At 60.6% G+C, this 18,240-nt stretch carries 22 protein-coding genes; 3 read left to right on the forward strand and 19 right to left on the reverse strand.

Annotated elements, in window-relative coordinates:
* The first annotated feature begins 26 nt into the window (after positions 1 to 26).
* Positions 27 to 128: a SymE family type I addiction module toxin gene (locus M0D67_RS26910; protein ID WP_233464963.1), complete on the forward strand. Its 102-nt coding sequence runs from the start codon at positions 27 to 29 to the stop codon at positions 126 to 128.
* A 124-nt stretch (positions 129 to 252) separates the two neighbouring features.
* On the opposite strand, the gene M0D67_RS26915 is transcribed toward M0D67_RS26910, so the two are convergent.
* From M0D67_RS26915 to M0D67_RS26925, 4 genes are all read right to left on the reverse strand, one after another.
* Positions 253 to 771, reverse strand: coding sequence for a hypothetical protein (locus M0D67_RS26915; protein ID WP_154563022.1), 519 nt, complete (start codon positions 769 to 771; stop codon positions 253 to 255).
* Between the two features lie 8 nt (positions 772 to 779).
* The gene (locus tag M0D67_RS42145) at positions 780 to 1,106 is read right to left on the reverse strand and encodes an RHS repeat-associated core domain-containing protein (RefSeq protein ID WP_154563020.1); all 327 of its coding nucleotides are present in this window, start codon (positions 1,104 to 1,106) and stop codon (positions 780 to 782) included.
* Between the two features lie 338 nt (positions 1,107 to 1,444).
* Positions 1,445 to 1,702 carry a hypothetical protein gene (locus tag M0D67_RS26920; RefSeq protein WP_266240398.1) on the reverse strand — a complete coding sequence of 86 codons (258 nt, stop codon included), beginning with the start codon at positions 1,700 to 1,702 and terminating at the stop codon, positions 1,445 to 1,447.
* 186 nt (positions 1,703 to 1,888) lie between these two features.
* Positions 1,889 to 2,032 carry a hypothetical protein gene (locus M0D67_RS26925; protein ID WP_266240399.1) on the reverse strand — a complete coding sequence of 48 codons (144 nt, stop codon included), beginning with the start codon at positions 2,030 to 2,032 and terminating at the stop codon, positions 1,889 to 1,891.
* A gap of 97 nt (positions 2,033 to 2,129) precedes the next feature.
* On the opposite strand from M0D67_RS26925, the gene M0D67_RS26930 reads away from it, so the two are divergent.
* On the forward strand, positions 2,130 to 2,231 hold the full coding sequence (locus M0D67_RS26930) for a SymE family type I addiction module toxin (protein ID WP_266240424.1): 102 nt from the start codon (positions 2,130 to 2,132) through the stop codon (positions 2,229 to 2,231).
* A 50-nt stretch (positions 2,232 to 2,281) separates the two neighbouring features.
* Here the strand turns inward: M0D67_RS26930 and M0D67_RS26935 are convergent, their stop codons facing one another.
* The 6 genes from M0D67_RS26935 to M0D67_RS26960 form a co-directional block, all read right to left on the reverse strand.
* Entirely contained in the window at positions 2,282 to 2,599 is a 318-nt protein-coding gene (locus tag M0D67_RS26935; RefSeq protein ID WP_233464961.1) for a DUF4279 domain-containing protein, read from the reverse strand.
* A gap of 84 nt (positions 2,600 to 2,683) precedes the next feature.
* Complete coding sequence (locus M0D67_RS26940) at positions 2,684 to 3,028, reverse strand: RHS repeat-associated core domain-containing protein (protein WP_233464960.1); 345 nt, start codon at positions 3,026 to 3,028, stop codon at positions 2,684 to 2,686.
* 203 nt (positions 3,029 to 3,231) lie between these two features.
* Positions 3,232 to 3,618, reverse strand: coding sequence for a hypothetical protein (locus tag M0D67_RS26945; RefSeq protein WP_154563012.1), 387 nt, complete (start codon positions 3,616 to 3,618; stop codon positions 3,232 to 3,234).
* Positions 3,619 to 3,635: 17 nt separating this feature from the next.
* The gene (locus M0D67_RS26950; RefSeq protein ID WP_266240400.1) at positions 3,636 to 5,669 is read right to left on the reverse strand and encodes an RHS repeat-associated core domain-containing protein; all 2,034 of its coding nucleotides are present in this window, start codon (positions 5,667 to 5,669) and stop codon (positions 3,636 to 3,638) included.
* A complete protein-coding gene (locus M0D67_RS26955) occupies positions 5,666 to 7,240 on the reverse strand; it encodes a DUF6531 domain-containing protein (RefSeq protein ID WP_266240401.1) in 1,575 nt (524 codons plus the stop codon). The genes M0D67_RS26950 and M0D67_RS26955 overlap by 4 nt, the downstream gene beginning before the upstream one ends.
* 42 nt (positions 7,241 to 7,282) lie before the next feature.
* Entirely contained in the window at positions 7,283 to 7,525 is a 243-nt protein-coding gene (locus M0D67_RS26960) for an RHS repeat domain-containing protein (protein ID WP_266240402.1), read from the reverse strand.
* On the opposite strand from M0D67_RS26960, the gene M0D67_RS26965 reads away from it, so the two are divergent.
* Positions 7,524 to 7,664, forward strand: coding sequence for a hypothetical protein (locus M0D67_RS26965; protein ID WP_266240403.1), 141 nt, complete (start codon positions 7,524 to 7,526; stop codon positions 7,662 to 7,664). The genes M0D67_RS26960 and M0D67_RS26965 overlap by 2 nt on opposite strands.
* Before the next feature lie 287 nt (positions 7,665 to 7,951).
* Here the strand turns inward: M0D67_RS26965 and M0D67_RS26970 are convergent, their stop codons facing one another.
* Genes M0D67_RS26970 through M0D67_RS27010 form a run of 9 tightly spaced genes read right to left on the reverse strand, consistent with a single transcriptional unit; the run spans position 7,952 to position 18,235 of the window.
* Positions 7,952 to 9,355 (reverse strand): MFS transporter, encoded by a 1,404-nt coding sequence (locus M0D67_RS26970; protein ID WP_266240404.1) that lies wholly within the window; start codon positions 9,353 to 9,355, stop codon positions 7,952 to 7,954.
* 25 nt (positions 9,356 to 9,380) lie between these two features.
* A complete protein-coding gene (locus M0D67_RS26975; protein ID WP_154563004.1) occupies positions 9,381 to 10,646 on the reverse strand; it encodes an NAD(P)/FAD-dependent oxidoreductase in 1,266 nt (421 codons plus the stop codon).
* Positions 10,639 to 11,604: a VOC family protein gene (locus tag M0D67_RS26980; protein ID WP_266240405.1), complete on the reverse strand. Its 966-nt coding sequence runs from the start codon at positions 11,602 to 11,604 to the stop codon at positions 10,639 to 10,641. The genes M0D67_RS26975 and M0D67_RS26980 overlap by 8 nt, the downstream gene beginning before the upstream one ends.
* Positions 11,605 to 11,630: 26 nt before the next feature.
* Positions 11,631 to 13,121 carry an aldehyde dehydrogenase gene (locus M0D67_RS26985; protein WP_266240406.1) on the reverse strand — a complete coding sequence of 497 codons (1,491 nt, stop codon included), beginning with the start codon at positions 13,119 to 13,121 and terminating at the stop codon, positions 11,631 to 11,633.
* 40 nt (positions 13,122 to 13,161) lie between these two features.
* On the reverse strand, positions 13,162 to 13,992 hold the full coding sequence (locus M0D67_RS26990) for an aspartate dehydrogenase (RefSeq protein WP_266240407.1): 831 nt from the start codon (positions 13,990 to 13,992) through the stop codon (positions 13,162 to 13,164).
* Entirely contained in the window at positions 13,985 to 15,643 is a 1,659-nt protein-coding gene (locus M0D67_RS26995) for a thiamine pyrophosphate-binding protein (RefSeq protein ID WP_171927727.1), read from the reverse strand. The genes M0D67_RS26990 and M0D67_RS26995 overlap by 8 nt, the downstream gene beginning before the upstream one ends.
* Positions 15,636 to 16,445, reverse strand: coding sequence for an SDR family oxidoreductase (locus M0D67_RS27000; RefSeq protein ID WP_154562996.1), 810 nt, complete (start codon positions 16,443 to 16,445; stop codon positions 15,636 to 15,638). The genes M0D67_RS26995 and M0D67_RS27000 overlap by 8 nt, the downstream gene beginning before the upstream one ends.
* Positions 16,442 to 17,344, reverse strand: a complete 903-nt coding sequence (locus M0D67_RS27005) for an IclR family transcriptional regulator (protein WP_154562994.1) — start codon at positions 17,342 to 17,344, stop codon at positions 16,442 to 16,444. The genes M0D67_RS27000 and M0D67_RS27005 overlap by 4 nt, the downstream gene beginning before the upstream one ends.
* On the reverse strand, positions 17,345 to 18,235 hold the full coding sequence (locus tag M0D67_RS27010; RefSeq protein WP_154562992.1) for an alpha/beta fold hydrolase: 891 nt from the start codon (positions 18,233 to 18,235) through the stop codon (positions 17,345 to 17,347).
* Between the last annotated feature and the right edge of the window lie 5 nt (positions 18,236 to 18,240).

The raw sequence follows: 18,240 nt of genomic DNA on the forward strand, positions 1-18,240 counted from the left end.
TGCATGGGATGACCCTACTTCAGTGGATGAAGCTCTCCGGGCGATGGATCGAGACCGTCGGCTTTGAACCTCGATCCCGCGTGCGTATCACCGTCGAGCACAAGAGACTCATCACTACACCGCTTTAAAAGCAGAAGGGCCGTGAAACACGGCCCTTTGTTATCTAAACCACGACAGACAACAAATATAGCGATTTGCAATTCAATATTTGTCTTGTACGGCTAGACACGATGCGGCAACGGCAGCAACAGATCAATCATCTAATGGCTCACAAAGCCAAGTCCCGTCACCTCTAAGCGTCTGCACCTTCTTCGCCTCATAGTCGTAGAGCAGCCATTGCTCCTCATATCGATCTCCCTCGTCCAGATATGGCCATGTTGCAAGCTCTCCGCCGAGATCAAACCGAAAGACCGTCTTTACATCTTTCGGTAAGACCTCGATCGACATCAATATTTGCCCATCGAGATATTGCGACGCTTCATTGATGGCTTCGCTCGACGCCTCGTTGTCCGCGAGCCACGTACCATTCGAGCTTATCGTCCAGTTGCACATATAGATCCAAAGGTGCCACCGACCAGACACGACTACCCGACGACGATCTGCGGACTTGTGCACTTCAGGCAACTCCGATCGCGACAAACGCGGTTCCTGAATCCGCAGATGCGGGTCACCGTACTCCAGGGTAAGGTACGATCCGACGCCTTTCCGGACCTGCCAGGTGGGCAAGCCGCAGACGTCCGAAAAAGCGTCTTTTATGTCATCACGCAACATACTTCCGCCTAGTTATTGGTCGGGCAAAACATACCTATCGCTTTCGCTTTGATCTCATGGTAGCCGTAGTCTTGACCAGTTATCGCGTCATGCAACTTACGACGCTGACCTTTGGTCAAGCCAAGCTCCCTAACGATATCGCTAACTTGTTTGTTTTGAGCTTGATTGTTGCCCGGCGTACCTGTCGACCTGAGACCGAACGGGTCGTTAAGTTGAACCGGATTCCCGTTGACGTGAGCATACGCATTCGTCCGCCCACTGGCCCACCCAATCGGATCCTCACTGATGAACCGTCCGGTCTGCGGACTATAGTACCGGCTCCGATAGTAATACATCGGTACTACGATAGACCAACCCGGTTTGCAGTTGGAAGGTCACGTCATTGTTGCACCAGTCGAACGTACGTACCGCACTATTGACGTATGCCGAATTGCAGGTGGCGCATCGCCGGTTACGCGAGGGTCAGCGGTAGATAAACCCTATACAAAAATTCCCTCACGAAGGCGCAAGCACTCTGGACTTAAAAATCACAACCCCAAGTCGAACGCCAATCCATATCCCACACGCCATTCCGAACGGGAACAATGCCAACGTAGCCTCACGCCACCCGTGCTTCGCCCATAGAGAAAATCCGCTACTGACAACCACAACCATCAAAACCATAGAGTAAAAATCAAACAGTTGCCACGGTGACAACAAACCGTTCGACCATGCCGGCAGCCCCCCATTTTTTACCTTTTGGCCAGAAAAGATGGTTTAAAAAGAGAACACACAAGGCCAGGAAAAAACCCATCGCACTTGCTAGCGCGCCTATGAATACCCAACTCCCAAGCGGCATATTGGCAACGGGCTGCACGGACAATCCTGCCACAAGCACTACCAATAGCATTACCACCTTGATCACAGGCCAGAACATGAATTTATTTGCCACGAGTATAGGTCACCTCAATGCCGACTGCTGCGCAAGCAGCCCCTCCAAAACCTGCACTTGGGAAGCCGATCGCAATACCGCCGCCGGCTCCTCGATAGGGCCTTCCACCGAATCCCGGAAGGCCTGAAGAATCAGACTGGTTAAATTCCACTCCGTTGGAAACACCGATGCTTGTGTTAAAGGGACCTAAGCTAGCAGCCCATCGAGCGTCCTCTTGTGACGCTGCAAACGGTGAATCGCCTCGGTCTGCTCGCGGCCCTCGTCGACCGTCAGGATCAGGCAGCGGTTCAGCAGTTCCTCATCGATCTCGATCGCCGTCGTCGTCAGCATGATCGACACCGGTCCCTCAACACGGTATTCCTGCGTCACTAGGTTACCCGTCTGCGCATCCTCCCATCTGCGCAAGGACCCGCCCACCTTTCCGTGGATGAAGCTCTCCGGGCGCTGGATCGAGACCGCCGGTTTCGGGCCCGGATCCCGCGTGCGTATCACCGTCGAACACCAGAAGCTCATCATTACGCCGCTTTAAAAGCAGAAGGGCCGCAAGCGGCCCTTCTTCAATTCACAATCCCGCTACAGCTACTCTTCTTCCGGCGGGTCAAACCACAAATCAAAGTGCAACTCCATATCCAGCGATGCCAGTGCCGCCATTTGCTTCGGCCCAAGCGCAGGGCCACCATTTCCCGAAACGGAAGACCAGAAGCAGTAAGTTCGGTACCAGCAGCCCATCTCCTTAATCTTTTTCATGTCAACGCCATACGCTTCCAACTCTCGCAGTAAAAGATCCAAATGATCCGCGACGTCGACAGAGTCGAGTTCCTTGGTGTCGAAGAACCAGCCAAGAAGGCCGTTCTTGTTGCTGGTTCTGGTCGGCGACATTTTGATCTCGTCCGCCATGCGATTCATCGTGTCCGCATCAGAACCATAAATACAAAGCGTTACATAGGTCCGCGCACAAGCTGACATGTTTCGTCCAATAAGTTAATACCGCGACTGGCCACCTTTGCCGCTCTTGCCACCCTTCCCCGCCGGACAACCTTGGCCGTTCCACTGAGTCCAGAAGTCGTCAAGCATGGGCTTAGTGAAATTAACTGGACCCGGGATACCTTCGTCCTGCTTTATGCCATGCACCCAATCGCGGAAATTCCTATCGTTGTACCCGTACCATTGGTCGCCCTTATGTAGACCGTAGGGATCGTTAAACTGAACCGGGTTCCCACCTACGTAAGCATACGCATTCGTCTGCCCACTTTCCCAGCCGATCGGGTCCTCACTGATGAATCTTGAGGTTTGCGGACTGTAGTAGCGATTGCGATAGTAATACATCGGTACTGCAGCCCTACTCCGCGGTTTGCAGTTGGGTGGTCGCGTCGTAGCTGCATTTAGATGATCGTATCTATGCTCACTTGGCCATGACCACCTCTAGTTCACTACTCCGCCCAATCGGGGCTAGACAAACGAAAGGCCGCTCGCGCGACCCTTCTGTTGTCTAACTATTTGACCGCCCAGACGAACGAACTGGAAAGAACCTAAGCATCCCTCCTGTTCTCAGCAAAGTAGCGCTTCCCTAACTCGATATCCTGGGGACTACAATCATCAGGCGCAGCTAGGTATTCTCGAAGACGTCGCTCCAGCCGAACCCGGACAGCTTCGGCTCGCAAATCAGATAGCTTGATTCGTATCACATAGGCGGCGACCCCATGCAGAACCTCATAGAGCGCTGTATGCAAATTGCGCATGATCGTCTCTTCAGAGGAGCCAATATACCGACTCTCACGTTCATCGGCCATGTCATAGAGTCCATCAACGGAATATCGATCCGATCCTGATTTGCTCGTCGAGAGAGAACGCAAGTCAATTTCGGCAGGCCACTCAGAAATTGCACGGGAGAACAAATTGCTGAATTCGAGCGACATGTTTTTTCCTTCAGTCATCATTTTCGTATGCGCCCGTCGGGCCAGACGCTTTGGGGAGTTTGCTTCTTTTCCCACGATTTCCGATTCGGCCAGCGTTTCCACTGATCGCCGCCATGACTGGACGTGTCCTTCTCCCAGACAGAGCCGTCGAGACATTGCTTTCCGCGACTACCCGTGATATTGCCGAACTTCTCCGGTGATCCTTTTGGATTGTCAGGATAAACAACAGGATCATCAGCGTTGCTGTCCGCAAAAGTTCCGCCAGAGGGGTTGCTCAGCCAGTCATCAAGTCCCTGCGAACCAGACCCAGGCGGCCTCGGTCCAAACCCGCCGCCTGGCATCGGACCTGCTGGGACCGGAAATCCCATTGCTTGCAATCCGGACGGATCGCTGAACTGGACCGGGTTCCCACCTACATAAGCATACGCATTCGTCTGCCCACTTTCCCAGCCAATCGGATCCTCACTGATGAATCTTGCTGTGGCCGGGTTGTAATACCGGTTCCGATAGTAATAAAGCCCCGTCCCATCATTCTCCCGGCCCGTGTACTGCTGGGTGTTCGCGTCCGCCGCCCCGACCAGCGTCGTCTTCCCGTAGGGTTCGTAGCGGTACTGCGTCACGATCTGCTGATTCGCGTCCGTGAGCGCAATCACATTGTTGTTCCCGTCGCGCAGGACATACCGGTCCTGGCTCGCGTCATCACCGATACGCCGGTAGGTCAGTTCGTCCAGTCCTCCTGCGGGATACGGGGAGAACAGGCGGGTGCGCTTCGACCAGTCGTCATCCGGCAGCAGCAGGTTCAGCTCGTCGCCGATCCACATGATCCTCGTCTGCCTGCCGTCGACCGTCATGTTCCTGCGACGGCCCGATGCGTCGTAGCTGAACGCCGCCGTGGTCGGGCCCGTGACCCCGCCAAGCAGGCCCTGCAGGTTCCAGCTGTACTGGTTCAGCCCATCGCCCGTGAGGTTGCCGTTCGGGTCGTACGCGAACGTCCTGCCCGACCAGCGCGTGAGCTGGTTCGCGCCGTTGTACTGCGCGTCGCTTACCGGCTGCGGCAGGTCCACTTTCGCCAGACTGCCGCCCATCTTCGTACGGCGGCCCGCCAGGTCGTAGCCGTAGGTCAGGTCACCCAGCACGCTGCCGTCGGACCTTTTGTATGTGATGCCCGTCAGCTGGCTCGCGGCATCCCACGTATAGTTCGCCGTAATGCCATTCGCCAGCGTCGCCTGCGCAAGACGGCCCAGCACGTCGTAGCCATAGCCGAACCGGCGCGGCGCCTCATCGTTCTCCACCGACTGGATTTGCGTCACCCGGTGTTCTGCGTCGCGGCTGTAGGTCACCGTCACGCCGAACATGTCGATGCCGTCCAGTTCACGTGTTGCAGCGTTGTACCGGTACGACCAGCTCCCCGACTGCCGCGGCCACTCAAGCGTGCGCACGAACTTTCCTGTCACGCTGTCGTAGTAGAGGAGCGTCGACGTAGTGCGCCTTTCCGCACCGCCCGGTTCGGCTCTGGCGTAATCGTCCACCCCCCCGATGCGGTTCAGCGTGTCGTCCCACATGTAACTCCATCTACGCGTGGACACCACGCCCGCCGCGGGCTGGAAGGCAGTCCCCTCCAGTCGGCCAGCTTCGTCATACGTGTACCCCGTTACCTGCCCCTTGCGATCCGTCACGCTCTGCAGTTGCCCCGCCGGCGTCCACGTATAGGTCTCGCTGCGCCCCAGCGCGTCCGTTTTACTCACTGGACGCCCAATCGTGTTGTACGCGTAGCGCGTCGTGACGCCCTTCGGATCGCCCTGACTCAACAGGCGACCGTTGCGGTCCCATGTGAAGCGGGTCACGCCACCGAGTGCGTCGGTGATGTCGGTGGTGCGGTCCAGCCCGTCGAGCGTGCGCTTTGTTTTGTTGCCCAGCGGATCCTGCACCGCCGTCACGCGGCCCGCTGCGTCCGCTGTGTACTGCGTGGTGCGGTTCAGCGGATCAGTGATGCCCGTCAGGTCAGCGCCGGTGTACGTGTAACGCGTCACGCCCCTGAGCGCGTCGGTCACCGTAAGCGGGCGCCCTGGCTGTCGTTCGTCTGCGTGGTGCGGTTGCCCAGCCGGTCGGTGACGGTCAGCAGGTTACCTTTCGCATCGTACGTGTAGACGGTGGCGACGCCCCGCTGCGGATCGCCCGCCTCTGCGTCCGTCAGTACCTGGCTATAGCTGTCGTAGGTGCGTGTGTGCAGCGTGCCATACTGGTCCGACTCGCTCGTGCGGTTGCCGTTCGCGTCATAGGTATAGGTGTACTGCCGATCGGTCGACGTGAGGTTCGTCACCCGGCCCGTCGCGTCGTACGCAAACGTCTGCACCTGCTGCGCCGGCTGCCCTGCCGGATAGGTGTTGCGCACCACGCGGCCATTCGTGTCGAACTCGAGACGGCGGATGCTGCCGCGCCGGTCCGTCACTTCGGTTTGCGTGACCTTGCCGCCGGTCACCGTGTAGGCGATCGCGAAAGTGCTGCCGTCCGCAAGCTTCTGGGCAACCACGCGGTCGCTGTCGTCGTAGGTGCTGGTCACCTGGAGATTGCCTTCCGGGTCCGTGACCGTCACCAGCCGTGATTTGCTGTCCCAGCCGTACTTCCATATGCCGCCGCCTGCGTCGGTCACCTGCGTGAGGCGATCCTGGTTGTCGTACTGATAATTCACCTGGCGGCTCAACTGATCAGTCACGCGCGATATGAGCGATGTGCCGCGCGCACCTACAATCGAGGTGAACGTCAGCGTGCGGCCGTTCGTGCCGGTCACGCTGGTGATTGCTCCGGTTTTGCTATCGCGTGAAATCACAAGCGCATTGCCGTTGCGGTCTTCGATGCGACTCAGACGGTACACACCGCCAATCGACGTGAAGCGCTGCACCCGCCCGTCGCGCAGGCTGAGCGTCATGCCGGTGCTGCCTGCGGCGTCGATGCGGGCGCGGTAGTACTCGCCGGGGCTTGTCAGGTCGTCCCAACCGTTGCCGTTGCTACCGGCGCGAGGCGTGAACGGCACGCGAATGCCCGTTGCCTGACGCAGCTCGAAGCGCTGCCGGTCCCTGCTCATCGCGAGGATCGTGTCGAACGTCAGTCCGCCGCCCACGCCGAACGCGCCAACCAGTGGCTTCCCGGCGTTGTCGTAAGCGCCACTGCGGTAGACCCGCGCGAGGTCGAGCGCAATCGTATCGGCAACCGCCAGATCGTGGGCGAAGAAATAGAACTGCCCCGTGTACAGATTGACGGGCTCGGCACCCGACGTGCTGTTGCCGCAGCCTGCGGTGGAATCGTCCGAACAGTTATCACCGTTGTCGGGCATGCCGCCTTCCATCGATACGGGTTCAGTGCTGTCGGTGCCCGCCGGTCCGCTGCAGTAAGCCGCGATCACGTTCGGATCGCCGCATACGTAGCCGCCCATGCCGCCGAAGTCTGCCGCTGCGGCTTTCAGCGGACATTGCGGACTGGCGGGGTAGGCGCCTGCGGCGATATAACGGGTGTCGCAGTCGGCGAGCGCGTTCGGCGCCACGAACCACGACAACATCGCAAGGAAGAACAGCACGAACGGGCGCAGCAGCGCGCGACGCGCCGCAAGGGCATCGATTGATCGCATAAGGGTCCGAAGGAGACTGGGGAAGGAATCGACCGTGCGGGTCTACCGCGCGCTGGCCCGAGACGGGACAGTCGAAACCGGCAAATCGCCGGCATCCGATGCCTGCAGGGAACCTGCACGATTCACGGGTGCCGCCGCAGACATCGCACCCTGCCGACGAATCGCCGTGATATTGCCGGCCGCGTCGTAGTCGTAATACGCCGTGGCGCCCGAGACAGTCACCGAGGTGAGCCGACCCAATGCGTCGTATCCATAGGTGATGTCGTCCGCCTGGGCGGCCATCATGGGCATCAGCAAACAAGCCGCGGCGCAACAACCCGCTGCGAACAATGGGACGAGCGCTCGCCGATTTTTGCGCCGGACCTCGGCACAGTTGTATGAACGCCTGGACAATCCGATCATCGACATCTTCCACTTTTTATAGGTTTACTAATTAACTGGAAGTTACTGAAGATCGAATCGAATTGATAGAGGATGGTTCTCTGATTGAGTAGTAAATTCCCTACGCGGAGAAGAAGAGTTGAGGGGTCGTTGAGCAAGCGCAAACTGGCGAACCGAATGCGCGTATCCATTTGTCAATGAACCGCATGAATTACTCTGTGCAGAGCTGCTGCAAAAAGCAAAGGGCGCACCACCCAGTGCGCCCCTCGCCTTCCTGCCATTGCGGTACAACATCAACTGCCCATCAAACTCATCACACGCTAGAAGGCATCAAGCCTCGAGCTGCTCCAGCACCTTCCCCTTGGTCTCAATCCCGAGAAAGTGCACCGCAATCGCCGCTATGAACGGCACAGCCGCGAGAATATAAAACGCCACTTCCAGATTGCCACCGATCATCGTCTTCGACACGATCGCCGGCGCGAAGATCGCCGCCACCTTCAGCCACGCGCCGCCCACACCGCAGCCCATCGCACGGATACTCGTCGGATACAGCTCCGGCGTGTATACATACGCCGTGATGAAACCGCAAGCAAGGAACCCAAGCGAGAAGGCACAACACGTCGCCACCACATACACCGACGAGTTGTGGAACACACCCGCCAGCAACAGCGACAGCGCGCACGCCACGAACGACAAATTGATAATCGGCTTACGCCCCACCTTATCGACCAGCAGCGCACAGGTCAGCGAACCCACCACGCCCAGCACCGAAGCCGCCACCGCCAGATTCAACGCCAGTTGCAGCGGCGCGTGATAAACCGTGCGATAGATCGTCGGCAGCCAGGTCGACAGACCGTACTGAATGAAGCCGCACGTAATCCACAGCATCGCTACAGCCATCGTGCGCTTCAGATACGCCGGGCCAAACAGGTCGCTCATACGACGCTTCGGATGGCGATTGGCCATCGTGTCGAACTCGGCCGCATTGGCAACCGGCGGAAGCGGACCTTTCACAGCGCGTTCGAAAGCATGCACTGCAGTATCGGCATCGGCCATCCGTTCGCGTTCGGCCAGCCAGCGCGGCGATTCCGGCACCAGTTTGCGCAGCACGAAGAACAGAATCAACGGCATGCCGCCGATGAAGTACATCGCTTGCCAACCGAAACGCGGCACGATCCACGCACCCAACGCGTTCGACGCAAGCAAACCAACCGGAAAAACGATTTCATACAAGAGCACGAAACGGCCACGGCCATGTGCACGGCTGATCTCGTTGATATAGGTCGCGGCCACCGGCAATTCGCCACCAAGCCCGAGCCCCTGAATCACGCGCAGCACGACAAATGCCGCGAAGGTCGGCGCAAAGCCGCACGCAATACTCGTAATGCCGATGATCCCCGAGCTCAACGCAATCGCCTTCACGCGGCCTTTACGCTCCGCGTACCACGGGAACACAAACGCGCCGATCAACTGCCCGACCGAACCGGAACCGATCAGGAAGCCGATTTCCCACGGCGTCAGATGCCACTTCGCAATCAGGATCGGCAGCGTGGCCGCGATTGCGATCACGTCGAAACCGTCGAAGAACGTCGCGAGACCGATCAGTATGCGCGCGCGCACCTGCATCGCATTCTTCGGCAAGCGCTCGAGACGCGCGATGATCGAGCCCCGGGTCACGGGGCCTGAGACACCGGCGCTGCTGCGGTCCCCCATGGTGTTGTCGATGGTTCTCATGCCGTGGTGCCGTCCGTAGGTGTGGTTAGGCAAGCGCCGTTGAGGCGTCGGTCAGGGTGGCAAGGTCGATAGTCCGGCCCTGGTTCATCCATTTGCGCGACAGTTTCAGTTCGCGCGGCGTGTTGATGGCGATGACACCGCGAATCGTGCCGTCTTCCAGATGAAAGAGCGTGGCGTGTTTGCCTGGCAGATCGCCGCGTACGGCGAGTTGCGCATCTCCCGGAATGTCGCCGAGGATTTGCAGATTGACGTCGTATTGATCGGACCAGAACCACGGAATGTCCGCATACGGTTCGAAATTGCCGAGCAACGCCTTCGCCGTCGAGATCGCCTGGTTCTGCGCGTTGGCCCACGATTCGAGCCGTACGCGGCGCTTCAACCACGCGCTCGGATGATTCGCAACGTCGCCGCACGCGAAGATGCGCGGGTCGTCGGTCGCACCGAAATGATCGACGACGATGCCGTCTTCCACCCTGATACCCGCGGCTTCCGCGAGTGCCGTGTGCGGCGTGAGGCCGATGCCGGCGACCGCGAAATCGGCGTCCAATGTGGAACCGTTAGCGAACGTTGCGCGAATGCGGTTGGCGTCGTTTGGATGATCGGCAACCGACACGAGCGATGCGTTCAAACGCACGTCCACACCATTTTCACGATGCAGTTGCAGCAGGAAATCCGACACCATCGGCGGCAACGAGCGAGCGCACAGACGCCGCGCGCCTTCCACTACCGTCGCTTCCACGCCCAGCTTGCGCGCGGTCGCGGCAACTTCGAGGCCGATCCAGCCACCGCCAACGACGAGCACGCGTTTGCTTGCACGCAGGCGTTCGCCCAAAGCGACGGCTTCGTCGAGCGTACGCAGATAGGTGACGTGCGAGGTCTTCACCAGCGCGTCCGGCAAACGGCGCGCCGCGCCGCCGGTTGCAATCACAAGCCGGTCGTATTGCACTTCGCGGCCCGACTGCGTGCGCACGATGCGCTGTTCACGATCGATCGACGTCGCGCACTCCGGTTGCCATGTTTCGACGTTTAGCGCTTCGAAATCTTCGGGCTTCACGAGGCGCACGGTTTCGATATCGGCGTCACCTGAGAGCACGGCCTTCGACAACGGCGGACGCTCGTATGGCAGATGGATCTCATCGGCGATCATCACAAGGCGGCCGTCGAAGCCTTCCTTGCGCAACGTCTTCACGACCCAACCCGCCGCCTGGCCGCCGCCGATCACGACGATCGTGCGCGGCGCTTCGAGTCCGGCGTGTGCAGCTTGAGCCTTTGCAGCAGCAGCGTCAGTCATTTTTCCGCTCCGTCATGAACTTGCCTTCCGGCGCCTTCGCGTTTTTCTGGCGACGCGTATTACCGTCAATGCCACCGTCGATCGCCCATTCGGCAAATACGGTCGGGCCCGGTTCGAAATCTCGCGGCTGCCATTCGGGTGTGAGCTGGTCTTCGTCGGCGTAGTACTCGATCAGGCCGCCGGCCGGATTCTGGAAGTACCAGAAGTAAGCCGACGAAACCGGATGACGTCCCGGACCGAGTTGCGTATCCCAACCGCAGCGGCTGATATGCATGCCGCCGCCGAACACTTCGTGGATATCGCGCACAGTGAACGCGACGTGATTCAGGCCGCGCTTACCGCCCGGCAAGGCCAGCAGGAAAATGTCGTGGTGGCCGCCGTGCGGCGCGCAACGCATAAACGCGCCGCGGCCTGGATAGCGGTCCGACATTTCGAAGCCGAGCAGTTCCCGGTAGAACTTCTCTTGTGCCGCGAGTTGGTTCGTAAAGAACACCACGTGCCCCACTTCAACCGGCTCAGCACGGTCGTAAATCGGCGACGGTTGATCGACGCGCAACGTCTGACCCCACACGTTCGACGGCGAACCGTGAATGTCGAGCGCACGCTTGCGGGTCACTTCAACGCGAATCGCCATACCGTTCGGATCGATACAACCTACAGCGTCTTCCGTTTCGAAGTGGCCCGGTTGACCCGCAAAGCGGCCGCGTAGTTCGTCGAGTTCGGCTTTCGTTGCCACACCCCACGTCACTTCACGCAGCGTCGGACCTTCTTCGAACGCGGGCGGCAGCGACGGGTCGTTCGCATCGACCACAAGAATCGTGCAACCGTTCAGCGTTTCGAAGCGTGCACGGGTTTCGTCGTGCGCGACTTCTTTCAAGCCCCAGTCCGCGAAAAAGCGGCGACAGGTGGCGAGATCCGTCACGCCGTAAATAATCTGTTCAATGCCGAGAATCGTCATAACGTGCCTCTTGCGTATTTCGCGTATTAGTTCGCCCACGCCAGCGGCGCGTCGTTCAAGCCCCAGTAGAGGCTTTTCTGCTGCATGTATTCGCGGATGCCGAGTCGGCCCTTCTCGCGTCCCATGCCGCTCTCTTTCCAGCCGCTAAACGGCGTCGAGATCGAGAACAGCTTGTAGGTGTTGATCCACACGGTGCCGGTTTCGAGCGCACGGGCGATCCGGTAGGCGCGTTTGTAATCGAGCGTCCAGATGCCGGCGGCGAGGCCGAACACACTGTTGTTGGCTTCTTTCAGCAGCGATGCTTCGTCGTCGAACGGCATGGCGACCAGCACCGGGCCGAAGATTTCTTCCTGACAGATACGGGCGTCGTTCGTGAGACCTTCGAGGATCGTCGGCTGAAAATAGGTACCCTGTTCGCGCCCATCGCCAACCGGACGTTCGCCGCCGCACAGAAGGCGGCCGCCCTCTTCCAGACCCAACGCGACGTAGCGTTCGACGGTTTCGCGATGTGCCGCGGTAATCAGCGGACCCATCTGCGTTTCAGTACGCGACGGATCGCCGACGCGTAGCTTGCGTGCACCTTCCGCGAGACGCTTCATGAACGCGTCGTAAATCGAGCGCTGCACGAACAGGCGCGAGCCCGCGATACACGCTTCGCCCGACGAACTGAAAATACCGTACAGCACACCGTTCACTGCATGATCCAGGTCGGCGTCATCGAACACGATGGTCGGCGACTTGCCGCCGAGTTCCAGTGAGACCGGCATCAGCTTGTCCGCAGCAATGCGCGCGATGCCGCGGCCGACTTCGGTGCCGCCCGTGAACGACACTTTCTTGACCAACGGATGGCGCACCAGCACGTCGCCGATCACCGAGCCTTTACCCGGCACGACACTCAGGACACCCTTCGGCACACCGGCTTCTTCGCAAATACGAGCCAGCGCCAAGGAGACCAAAGGCGTGACTTCAGCCGGCTTCAGCACCACAGCGTTGCCGCCTGCCAACGCCGGAGCCAGCTTCTGCGCATCCGAAGCAATCGGCGAATTCCACGGCGTAATCGCCGCGATCACACCGATCGGCTCGTAAATGCTCATCGTCAGATAGTCGCCACGCGAGGGGGTGACTTCTTCGTCGAGCGTTTCGAGGCACGCCGCGAAATAGCGGAAAGTGTTCGCAGCGCTCGCCACCAGCACGCGCGTTTCGCCAATCGGCTTTCCGTTGTCACGACGCTGCAATTGCGCGAGCGCTTCGTGACGCGCCATGATCAGATCAGCGATGCGATACAGAACCAGCGCGCGTTGATGCGGCTTCAAACCCGACCAATCCGCACGGCGCCAAGCGATATCCGCGGCTTCCACGGCTTCACGGGCGTCGTCGGCATTCGCCGTCGAGATTTCCATGTTGACCGACTGATCCGCCGGATACAGGCTTTTATACGGGTTGCCACGCCCTTGCCGCCATTCGCCGCCGATGAAAATATCGCCGGTGGGCACGAGGCTGGTATCGAAGTGAGTCATGTCGGTCGTTCCGGTTTGCTTCAGCTAATCAGCGAATGTCTTAAATCACGCAGCGGGCCGCGCGATTGCGTAACGCACGGATCGCGCTGTACGCGGTCAGTGCGGACGTCTTGGGGTTGTCCGGCAGCGGCTTGCCGCACATTTCCAGCGACATCTCGCCGAACGCGCCGCGCGCCACGATACGGTGCACGTTGCGTGATACGTTCGGGTCCGCGATCAGGCGGACGATGGTGTGGTCCAGACCCAGGCCAGCCAGCGCGATCGTCGCTGCGACGTTGGCGTTCTTCGGATACAGGCGCGCCGCTTCGCGCGCGCTGCCTTCGAAAATCACCGTCTCTTCGCTCAGCGTGTGCAGATTGCAGAGCTGTTCCGCGGGCGTGCCGAGCCAGCCCGAAGGCGGCTTGCGGCCCGTGTACAGCACTTCGTCGAGGCCGCCGAGCTTGGCGGCAGACAATGCGTCCACGCCACCGATTGCACCCGACAACAGCGTCAACGTTGCGTCGCCTTCATCGGCCGCAGCGGAGAGCGCGTCCAGCAACATCATGTCGGACAGCGCGCCGATCGACGCGACCGCGCAATCCGTACCGGCTTTCAGCAAGGGCACCACGTGATCGACCAGTGCGCTGTGCCCAGCGCATTCCAGCGCGAAATGCGGCTGACTGCTCAACGCGGACACGGAGGCGACCACATCGACCGACGCGCCCACCACTTCACGCACCGACGCCATATGACGCTCCGGCACGATCACATGCGACACGCGCACCGTCGGATCCGACTCGACCGAGCGATACACCGCCTGGCCGATCGCGCCGAAGCCGATCATCGCGACGTCGACGGGCGCGTGATGCCCCGCGTAGCCGGTCTCACGCATGTTCCGGCTCCTTTTCCTTGACCGGCGGGCCCGCGAACGCGGTGGCGAACGAGCCGACCGACAGCATGTCCACTTCAACCAGCACCGGACCGGTCTTCGCCATACCCTCGCGGATGATCTCCTCGGCCTGGTCGAGCGACTTGATGCGGTAGTGCGTGAGTTTCAGGCTCTCGCAGAACTGCGCGAAATCCGGCTGGTGCAGATCGACGTAGCAGCGGCGGCCGCCGTATTGCACGTCCTGAATGTTGCGGATCACGCCGTAGCACTGATCGTTCATCAGCACGATCATCACGTTGGCGTTTTCCTGCACGGCCGTTGCGAGTTCGCCGACGTTGACCATCAGGCCGCCGTCGCCAACCAGGCATACGGTCTTCGCGGCATTGCCGGCGAGTGCTGCGCCGATACCCATCTGCATGCCCTGGCCGATACCGCCGCCGAGTGCATGAACGCCCGCTCGCGGCGAGAAGATCTTCAGCATGCGGTTACCCCACGTGCTGTTCGAGATCGTGACGTCGCGCACCCAGTTGTAGTCGCGGCCCACGGCTTGCTGCAGCGCGTCGACGAGGCGCTTGTACGGGCCGAGACCCTTGCCAACATCGGCGACGGCGCTTTCGCGCGCGGCAGCCAGGTCTTGTGCGAACGTCGGATCGACTTTCAGACGGCCTTCGAGCAGCGTCGCGAGTTCTTCGAGAACAGCCGACGCATCGCCGTGAATGAACATGTCGTTGCGATAGCCGCGGTTGTCGGCGAGCGCGTCGGCGTCGATGCGATACAGCGGTTGCGGCAACGCCAGCTTGTACTTCAGCGTTTCATTGCCACGCAGACGCGAACCGACCACCACCAGCGCGTCACACGTCTTGTAGAAGCTCTCGACTGCCGAGTGCACGTTGAACGCGCCGAGCGTCGCCGGATGATCTTCCGGCAACACGCCACGGCCCTGCACGCTGGTCACCACCCCGAAGCCCAACGCCACGAGACGTTCAACCGCAGCACGTGCGTGGCGCGTACCGCCGCCGAGCCACAACAGCGGACGCTTCGCATTCGCCAGTTGATCCGCGAGTTGCACGACACGCTGGCTGCAATGTGTGAGCGTGGTGACGTGCGGCGCGGCCAGATCGGCGGGCCATTCGATTTCGGCGGCTTGAATGTCGATCGGAATTTCGACGCTGACCGGGCCGCTCGGCGCGGTTTGCGCGACACGTACGGCTTCGCGGATGGTCGGCAATGCGGTTTCGACCGAGCGCACGCGGAACGCGGCCTTCGAGATCGACGACAGCATCGACAATTGATCCGGCGCTTCGTGGATATAGGCGAGGTCCTTGTCGAGGTATTCGGTTTCGATCTGGCCCGTCACATGCAGCAACGCGGTGCCAGCGGTCAGTGCTTCGACCATCGCGCCGGCAGCGTTACCCGCGGCAGTGCCCGTGCTGGTGAATGCAACACCGAGGCCGCCGGAGACACGCGCCAGGCCATCAGCCATGTTCACCGCGCCCGCTTCGCCACGTGCGCCGACGTAGCGAATCTTGCCGCGGTTGTGGATCGCGTCGAGAATCGGCATGTTGTGGATCGAGATCACGCCGAATGCGGTTTGAACGCCGCATTGCTCGAGAAAAGCGGCGATCAGTTCGCCAACGGTGGTTTTGTTAGACATGTCGTGCAACGCCTCCAGAAACATCGATGTGACTGCCCGTCGTATAGGACGACAGCGTCGTAGCCAGATAAAAGAGCGCTTGAGCGGCCTCTTCGGGTTTGCCGAAGCGGCCTAGCGGAATGTTTTTCTTGCGCGCCAGTTCGGCGGTCCAGTCTTCCCAGCTCTGGCCCGACTGCGCTTCTTTCGCGTAACGGCGGCGCCATTGACCCGATTCGACGATGCCGATCAGAATCGAATTCACGCGAATGCGCTGCGGTGCGAGTTCCACCGCTAGCGATTTGATGAGGCTCAGCACGCCGGCACGCGCCGACGAAGTCGCCACCATGTGCGGCTCGGGTTGTAGTGCAAGCAGCGAGTTCACGCAGACCACTGCCGCGTTGTTGCCAGACCCGGCGGCGTCGCGCAACATCGGCAGGAAGGCGCGGGTCGGGCGGATCACGCTGAAGTACTTCAGGTCGAGTTCTTCGCGCCAGGCGTCGTCGGTGGTGTCGGCGAACGTCGACACGCGACCCTGGCCGGCGTTATTCACCAGCATGTCGGTGCGGCCGAAACGCGCTTGCACAGCTTGCGCGAACGCTGCGACCTCGTCCGCGTCTAGCACGTCGCAGGTTTGCGCCAGCAATTGCGCTTGCGGAAACTGCGCCTTCAGCGATGCTTCCGCTTGCGCGAGACGTTCGCTGTCGCGCCCGCAGATCGCAACCGAAGCGCCTGCTCGCAGAAACAATTCGGCAGTCGCAAGGCCGATGCCGGACGAACCGCCCGTCACCACCGCTACCTGTCCGGTCAAGTCGATTTGAATCATTTGAGCCCCAGTGCCTTAAAGTATTTCGCGCCTGAGTTCGAGCTACCCGTCGGCCGATAGTTGAGCCGCTGCGAGAGTTCGTCAGCCGCGCGGCGAACCTTGTCGATCAGGCCGCTGTCGAGCAGCGACGCATCGATCTCGTGGCGCGGAATCGTCGTCGTAATCACGGCAACGATGCGGCCCGTGTCGTTGCGCACCGGCGCGCTCACCACCGAAATGCCGCGTTCGAACGACGACTCGCTGATCGCGTAGCCGCGCTTGGCGTCATCGCGAATGCGTTCGTACAGATCGTCGATCGTGGCCGGCGTTTGTTTCGTGAAGCGTTCGAGTTCCGGCTCCGGATAGAGCTTCTTCAAGTCGTCGAGCGTCATGTCGCCCATCAGCACCTGGCCGTGCGTCGTCGCGTGAGCCGGCAGGCGCGTGCCGACGTTCACCTTCACCGAGCTGAAAATAGGCGCATGGCTTTGCGCTTTGGCCACGAACACGACGTCACGTCCGTCGCGAATCACGATGTGGCTGGTGAGGCCGGTGTCGTTACGCAGCGCTTCGATGATCGGCAAACCGAGGTCGGTCAATTCAAGCGAGCTCAGATATTCGAAGCCGAGCCGCAGCACCGCGACGCCGAGGCGATAGTTGCGGTCCTTATCGGCGCGCTCGAGAAAGCCGAGCGATTCGAGCGTTTGCAGCAGACGGAACACCGTCGTGCGGGGAATCTTCAGGCGCTTCGATAATTCCGGTGCGCCGAGAACCGGTTCGCGTGGCGAGAACTCCGTCAGAATCTTCAGACCGCGTTCCAGACCCGGCACGCGATAGCTGATATCGCTGCTGGTGTCTGCGTCGTTGCGGTCGTCGTCCGCGTCGCGCTCGGCGCTAACCATGTCATGCGTGTCGGACGTCATTCATTGGCTCCGTTGTCCGTCGCTTGCGCGGCAGAACGTGTCGATGATCGCGGTGTACGCGGCGGGTGCTTCGATGTAGCCGGCGTGCCCGGCGCGCGGCACGACTTGCAGTTTGGTGCCGGCGGCGAGAGCAAGTCGCTCGCAGGCTTCGGGGGGCGTAATGGTGTCCTCGGCACCGACCGCGACGCTGATGCGGCCTCTGTAGCGCGCGAGATCGCTGCCGAGATCGGCGTTGGCGAGCAGATGCGTCGCTTGCGCATAGCCTTGCGGGATCACGCGCGACATGTTCCAACGCACCCATCCGCGGGCTTCGTCGCTCGCGTGGGTGGACAACATATTGGTGCTGCGTTTTTCGGCGAGACATTGCGGGCCGAGTTCGTTAATCATGGCAAGACGCTGATCGCGTTTGGTCTCACGCACTTCCGCCGGCGAAGCGCCATAACCGCCAGCCGGCGACAACAACAGCAAGCCGCCCACGCGCTGCGGATTCGCCACAGCAAATGCACCGGCGATGATCGCGCCAAGGGAATGACCCACTAGCACGCAGCGTTCAATGCCAAGCGCGTCCAGCCATTCCTTCAGTACAGTCGCGTAATCGCTTGCTACGGGCGAATCGGCTTCTACGGGTGTCGATGCGCCATACCCCGGCGCATCCCACGCCAGCACACGGCGCGTCTCACCCAGCACTTCAAACTGCTGCACCCACGAAGCCGCACCCGACCCGATACCGTGAAGCAGCACCAAAGGCAGTGCTTCGCTCTCGGCGCCATCCACGTCGCGATAGCTCACCGCGCGTTGCGATGCCAGCCAGATCTGCTGCGCGGGAAAGCGTGCAAGGCGCGCTTCGAGCGTAGCGTTCTGATCGACGGTAGTGGACGGGACTGCGGACATGATTT

It is taken from the genome of Paraburkholderia sp. SECH4 (assembly GCF_030511745.1).
GTDB lineage: Bacteria > Pseudomonadota > Gammaproteobacteria > Burkholderiales > Burkholderiaceae > Paraburkholderia > Paraburkholderia madseniana.